We start from the raw sequence: 5,601 nt of genomic DNA, 5'->3' as shown, positions 1-5,601 counted from the left end.
CACGGATTCAAGCCTGCGTTCGGCCAGCGTGGTTTAACGGGGCGCCTGAGATCAAAAGCAAAAGCGCGGCGGCCTTAGAGCCGACCGGTATCTTTTGCCGATCCGCGATCCAAATGTGGGAGGGGGCTTGCCCCCGATGAGGGAGAGTCAGTGAGTACATCAGTGACTGACACATCGCCATCGGGGGCAAGCCCCCTCCCACATTAGTAACCGCCCACCGGCCTGCGAAAATCCCCGGCATTCAACCCGAACCGAGTCATCTTGTTGTACAGCCCGCCCCGGGACACGTTCAACTGCCGGGCGGCCAGGCGGATATTGCCACCGGTGCTTTTCAGCGCGGCGACGATGGCATGCATTTCGTGGCTGCTCAGGTCCTGGGTGGGTTGCGGCGCATAGCCCTGGGCCAGGGCACGGGGCTTGCTGTCCAACGGCAAGTCGCCCGGCTGGATCAACTCGCCCATGGCCAGGTTGGTTGCCCGTTCGATGGCGTTTTCCAGTTCGCGCACGTTACCCGGCCAGGCATGGGCGCAAAGCAAGGCCAGCGCGTCCGGCGCGAAGCCCTGCACCGTTTTACGCAACGAGCGCGCGCAGCGCTTGAGGAAGTGCCGCGCCAGCAGCGGGATGTCTTCGCGGCGCATCCGCAGCGGCGGCACCGTCAGGTTCAGCACATTCAGGCGGTAATAAAGATCTTCACGAAACGCGCCGTCGGCCACTGCCTGGCTGAGATTGCGGTGGGTGGCGGCGATGATGCGCACATCCACCTGGCGTGCGCTTTTTGCGCCGACCCGCGCGACTTCACCTTCCTGCAACACCCGCAACAGGCTGACCTGGGCGTCGAAGGACATGTCGCCAATCTCATCCAGGAAGATGGTGCCGCCATCGGCCAGCTCGAACTTGCCCGCCGAGCCGCCACGGGCCGAGCCGGTGAACGCGCCCTCGACATGCCCGAACAGTTCACTCTGCACCAGGTCCCGTGGTATCGCACCGCAGTTGACCGCCACGAAGGGGCCTTGGCAACGCTCGCTGGCGTTATGGATAGCCTGGGCGAACAACTCCTTGCCGGTGCCGCTTTCCCCGAGAATCAGCGTGGTGGAATCACTGCGGCTGGCGATGCGCCCCAGGTGCAGCGCGTCCTGGATCGCCCGCGAGGTGCCCTGGATGGTGTCGAAGGTATACCGCGCCTGGGTGCCGACAATGCGCCGGGTGATTTCACGGATGCGCCGGTTTTCGCGCAGCGACACGATCACCCCGCCCTGCTCCAGTGGGCACACCGAGACCAGGCAGGCGAGTTGGCTGCGGTCATGCAAGTGGAATGTGCAATCCAGGTCGCGCACAGCCTCTCCCAGCACCTCGCTCAATTCACTGCGGCCCAGGCGCTGGAAGGGACTGCCAATCAGCTCCAGCCCCACCCCGAACAGCTGGCGGGCATAGCGGTTGAGCGCCTTGATGCAGCCGCGTTCATCCACCACCACGAGGCCTTCGTTGAGCACTTCGAGCACGGTTTGCTGTTCCTCCAGCAACGCCTGCAGCGCCATTTGCCGCGACACGGCTTCAGCGGCCGCCTGCACGGTGCCCAGGGTATGAAAGTGAAACCAGCCGGGTTCGGCGGTGAGCGTCAGCACGGCCAGGGTCTGGCCCTGGGCGTTCTTGATCGGCGCGGCGGCGCAGTGCATGCGGCGTTGACGCAGGCCGACCGCGAAGTTTTCTTCGGCCAGCACATACACCAGATGATCTTCAGCCAGCGCCAGGCCGGTGCAGTTGGTGCCCTGCACCGATTCGAGCAGTCGACTGCCCACGGGGGTGATATCCAGCCCGCAGAAATGCAAGGTGGTGCCCTCGGCATCGGTGAGGTTGATATGCCCGCGCGGGTTGTACGCCAGCAAGCCCTGCATGACTTGCGCGGCGGCGTCGATCAGCACGCGGTGGCTGGCCAGCGTGGCCGTCAGGCGGTCGGCGGCGACGAAGCGGTACGCGCTGTCGGCCGGATCAATACCGGCCTCGAGGCTGCGCAGCCAGGAGTCCCAGATCAATTGACGCACCTCGCGCGGGCGTTGCACCTGGCCGCGCAGACAGGCCTGCCACGCCTCTTCCAACGCGGCGACCGGGCCATCGTTCAGCGCCGCGGGGCCCAGCGCCGTCAGGTAGTCGAGGTCTTGCGCACTGATCGCAGCGCTCATAAGCGGGCTCCATGTTCATGTTTTAGACATGTCAGCATATACATGTCATTTAAATGAACACTATATTTTTTAAACTCTATAAATATCAGCTAGTTATATTCTGGCACAGCCTTTGCTCCTGCCCCTTTGCCAACCAGGATTGTCCTGAGGCCAACAATAAAAAGGGGTCACACATGAATACCAAACGCATCCGTCTGGGCTTGATCGGTGCCGGTCGCATGGGCAGCTTCCACGGCCTGACGGCCGCCCGCCACATCCCCGGCGCCTGCCTGGCCGCCATCGCCGACCCGACCCCAGGGCAAGCCGCGCGTCTGGCGGCGGAGCTGGGTGTGGACAAGGTCTACACCGACCCACAGCAACTGCTCGACGACCCGGACATCGACGGCATCCTCATCGCCGCCCCCGCCCGCAGTCATGCCGAACTGGTGATCAGCGCCGCCCGCGCCGGCAAGGGGATTTTCTGCGAGAAACCCATGGCCATCACCCTCGATGAAGCCGACCGCGCCATCGCCGCCGCGGCCGATGCCCGTGTGATCCTGCAGGTCGGCTTCAACCGGCGCTTCGCCAAGAGCTTTCGCAGCGCTCACCTTGAGGTGGCCGCAGGACGCATCGGCACCCCGCAGTTGCTGCGTTCAGTGACCCGCGACCCGGCGCTGAACAACCCTGGCGCCTCACCGCAATGGGTGATTTTCCTGGAAACCCTGATCCACGACTTCGACACCCTGCGCTACCTCAACCCCGATGCCGAAGCGGTGCAGGTGCAGGTGATGGCCGACGCACTGATCGCCCCGGAATACAAAAGCCGAGGCTTGCTCGACACCGCCGTGGTCACGATCCGCTTCGATAACGGTGCGATTGCCACCGCCGAAGCCAGCTTCCAGGCCGTGTATGGCTACGATGTACGCGGTGAAGTGTTCGGCAGCGCCGGCATGCTGACCATGGGCGGCGTGCAGGCATCCGACCTGGTGCGCTACCAGGCCCAAGGCATCCAGGCCGACACCCAACGCCTGGACACCGACCTGTTGCGCGACGCCTACATCGCCGAGCTCAACCACTTTGTCGACTGCCTGCGCAGCGGCGCCAAACCCCTGGCCAGCGGTGAAGATGCCCGCGCCGCCCTGGCGATTGCGCGCGCGTGTATCGAGTCCTACGAGCAAGGCACGGCGGTGAGCCTGTGATCCCGTTCAAGCTGGCGGTCAGTGCCGAGATGGTGTTCCTGGACCTGCCGTTCGTGGAGCGGGTCAAACGCATTCATGCACTCGGTTTCAGCGCCGAAATCTGGAGTTGGACAGACAAGGACATCAACGCCCTGGCCGCGACAGGCGCGGACTTCACCTCCATGACCGGCTACATCAGCGGCACGCTCACCGACCCTGACGGTATCCGCCACTTGCTCGACAGCGCCCGCGAATCCTTGAGCGTTGCCGAGCGCCTCAACTGCCCCAGCCTCAATCTGCACGGCACCGGCCTGGGCGACGGCGGCCTGCCGGTGCAGCCCGTCAGCCACACCTCCGGGCGCATGTGGCTGAGCGCCTGCAAGAGCCTGGAAAAGATCGCACGCCTGGGCGAGGACGCCGGCCGTGTGTTCCTGCTGGAAAACCTCAACACCGAGCTGGACCACCCCGGCACCCCGTTCGCCCGTGCCGCCGACACCCTGGCCCTGATCGAAGCGGTGGGCAGCGCGCATTTGAAGATGAACCTGGACCTGTACCACGCGCAGATCGGCGAAGGCAACCTGATCGAACTGATCCAGCGCGCAGGCCCCGCCATCGGAGAAATCCAGGTGGCCGACGTGCCCGGACGCCAGGAGCCCGGCACCGGCGAAATCCACTACCCGGCGATTGCCAGGGCGCTGCATGCCATGGGCTACAGCGGCGTGGTCGGCCTGGAAGGCTGGGCCAGCGGCGACAGCGACAGGGCCCTGGAGCGTTTCCGCCAGGCGTTCACCCTATAACAACAAGAGGAACAGCTCATGCATCGCTATTCATTGATCGTGGCCACACTGTTACTGCTGTTGAGCCAATCAAGCTTTGCCGCGTATCGCATCGGCGTGAGCATCGCGCGGGTCGACGATAACTTCATGACCTACGTGCGCACCGGCCTTGAAGCGGCCGCCACGCAACAGGACGTGCAGATCCAGTTCGAGGACGCCCAGGGCGACGTGGTGCGCCAGCTCAATCAGGTCGAAGGCTTCCTCAACCAGAACGTCGACGCGGTGATCGTACTGCCGGTGGACACCGCCGCCACCGCCAACATCACCCGTGCCGCCGTCGCCAGCAACACCCCGCTGGTGTACGTCAACCGTCACCCGGATGAACGCACATTGCCCAAGGGTGTGGTCACGGTGGCGTCCAACGACATTGAGGCCGGGCAATTGCAGATGCGCTATCTCGCGGAAAAACTCGGCGGCAAGGGCAACGTGGCGATCATCATGGGCGACCTGGCGCAAAACGCCACCCGCGACCGCACTGAAGGCGCCAGGCAGGTGCTCAAGGAATTTCCGGGCATCAGGATCGTTGAGCAGCAAAGCGCCGAATGGCAACGCAGCAAGGCCATGGACCTGACCAGCAACTGGTTGCTGGCGGGCACCCAGTTCGACGCGATCGTGGCCAACAACGATGAAATGGCGATTGGCGCGGCCATGGCGTTACAGCAGGCGGGCAAGGCCAAGGGCGAAGTGGCGATTGTGGGGATCGACGGCCTGCCCGATGGACTGGCGGCGATCCGGCGCGGCGTGCTCAGCGCATCGGTGTTCCAGGACCCCAAAGCCCAGGCGACCCAGGCCGTGCAGGCGGCAGTGCGGATGATCAAGGGCGAGCCGATTGAGTCGGAGGTGTGGGTGCCTTTCGAGCTGATCAAGCCCGAACAGGTAGCCGTCTTCGAGCAACGCTACAAATAAATCGAAGACAAGCCCCTCCCACACAAACAACGTATCCACGATGCGAAGCGAGCCGCTCTTGCTCTTGATCTGCTTTTGATCTCAGGCGCCCCGTTAAACCACGCTGGCCGAACGCAGGCTTGAATCCGTGGGTAACCCGGCAGGACGCCGGGTTAGCCGCACTGGGCCATGGATGGCCCATTGCGGCGGCCCACGGATTCAAGCCGGAGAGAGGGCACACCGAGCCTAGGCGAGGTGCCGAGTGGTGGGGCAAGAGCCCTTTGGTTACTTTGGGGCTTTTCCAAAGTGACCCGCCGTCAGGGCGGAACCCTAAGTAGCCGTGACCGCAGAAACGGATATGTACTCAACCCCATCCACCATCCTGGTCGGCCCTGAGGCCGCCATCGGGGGCAAGCCCCCTCCCACATTTTGGCCAGGATCGACAAAAAATCCCGGTCGGCTCTAAGGCCGCCGCGCTTTTGCTTTTGATCTCAGGCGCCCCGTTAAACCACGCTGGCCGAACGCAGGCTTGAATCCGTGGGCAAC

At 64.0% G+C, this 5,601-nt stretch carries 4 protein-coding genes; 3 read left to right on the top strand and 1 reads right to left on the bottom strand.

What is annotated here, in order from left to right; genetic code table 11:
- Window positions 1–203 precede the first annotated feature (203 nt).
- Window positions 204–2,177 carry a sigma-54 interaction domain-containing protein gene (locus tag BFP93_RS02095; RefSeq protein ID WP_065891768.1) on the bottom strand — a complete coding sequence of 658 codons (1,974 nt, stop codon included), beginning with the start codon at window positions 2,175–2,177 and terminating at the stop codon, window positions 204–206.
- 173 nt (window positions 2,178–2,350) lie between these two features.
- On the opposite strand from BFP93_RS02095, the gene BFP93_RS02090 reads away from it, so the two are divergent.
- From BFP93_RS02090 to BFP93_RS02080, 3 genes are read left to right on the top strand one after another with little or no spacing between them, the layout of a single operon-like run.
- Window positions 2,351–3,355 carry a Gfo/Idh/MocA family oxidoreductase gene (locus BFP93_RS02090; RefSeq protein WP_065891767.1) on the top strand — a complete coding sequence of 335 codons (1,005 nt, stop codon included), beginning with the start codon at window positions 2,351–2,353 and terminating at the stop codon, window positions 3,353–3,355.
- Window positions 3,356–3,384: 29 nt separating this feature from the next.
- The gene (locus tag BFP93_RS02085) at window positions 3,385–4,131 is read left to right on the top strand and encodes a TIM barrel protein (protein WP_065891769.1); all 747 of its coding nucleotides are present in this window, start codon (window positions 3,385–3,387) and stop codon (window positions 4,129–4,131) included.
- Window positions 4,132–4,149: 18 nt separating this feature from the next.
- Window positions 4,150–5,076: a sugar ABC transporter substrate-binding protein gene (locus BFP93_RS02080; RefSeq protein ID WP_065891766.1), complete on the top strand. Its 927-nt coding sequence runs from the start codon at window positions 4,150–4,152 to the stop codon at window positions 5,074–5,076.
- Window positions 5,077–5,601 lie beyond the last annotated feature (525 nt).

Source organism: Pseudomonas sp. 44 R 15, from assembly GCF_900004965.1.
Classification (GTDB): Bacteria; Pseudomonadota; Gammaproteobacteria; order Pseudomonadales; family Pseudomonadaceae; genus Aquipseudomonas; species Aquipseudomonas orientalis_A.
Note: the sequence above shows the minus strand (reverse complement) of the source record. Positions and strands in the feature narration are given on the sequence as shown.

Coding starts and splice junctions, on each gene's coding strand:
- BFP93_RS02090 (WP_065891767.1), top strand. CDS start 2,351: ATGAATACCAAACGCATCCGTCTGGGCTTGATCGGTGCCGGTCGCATG.
- BFP93_RS02080 (WP_065891766.1), top strand. CDS start 4,150: ATGCATCGCTATTCATTGATCGTGGCCACACTGTTACTGCTGTTGAGC.
- BFP93_RS02095 (WP_065891768.1), bottom strand. CDS start 2,177: ATGAGCGCTGCGATCAGTGCGCAAGACCTCGACTACCTGACGGCGCTG.
- BFP93_RS02085 (WP_065891769.1), top strand. CDS start 3,385: ATGGTGTTCCTGGACCTGCCGTTCGTGGAGCGGGTCAAACGCATTCAT.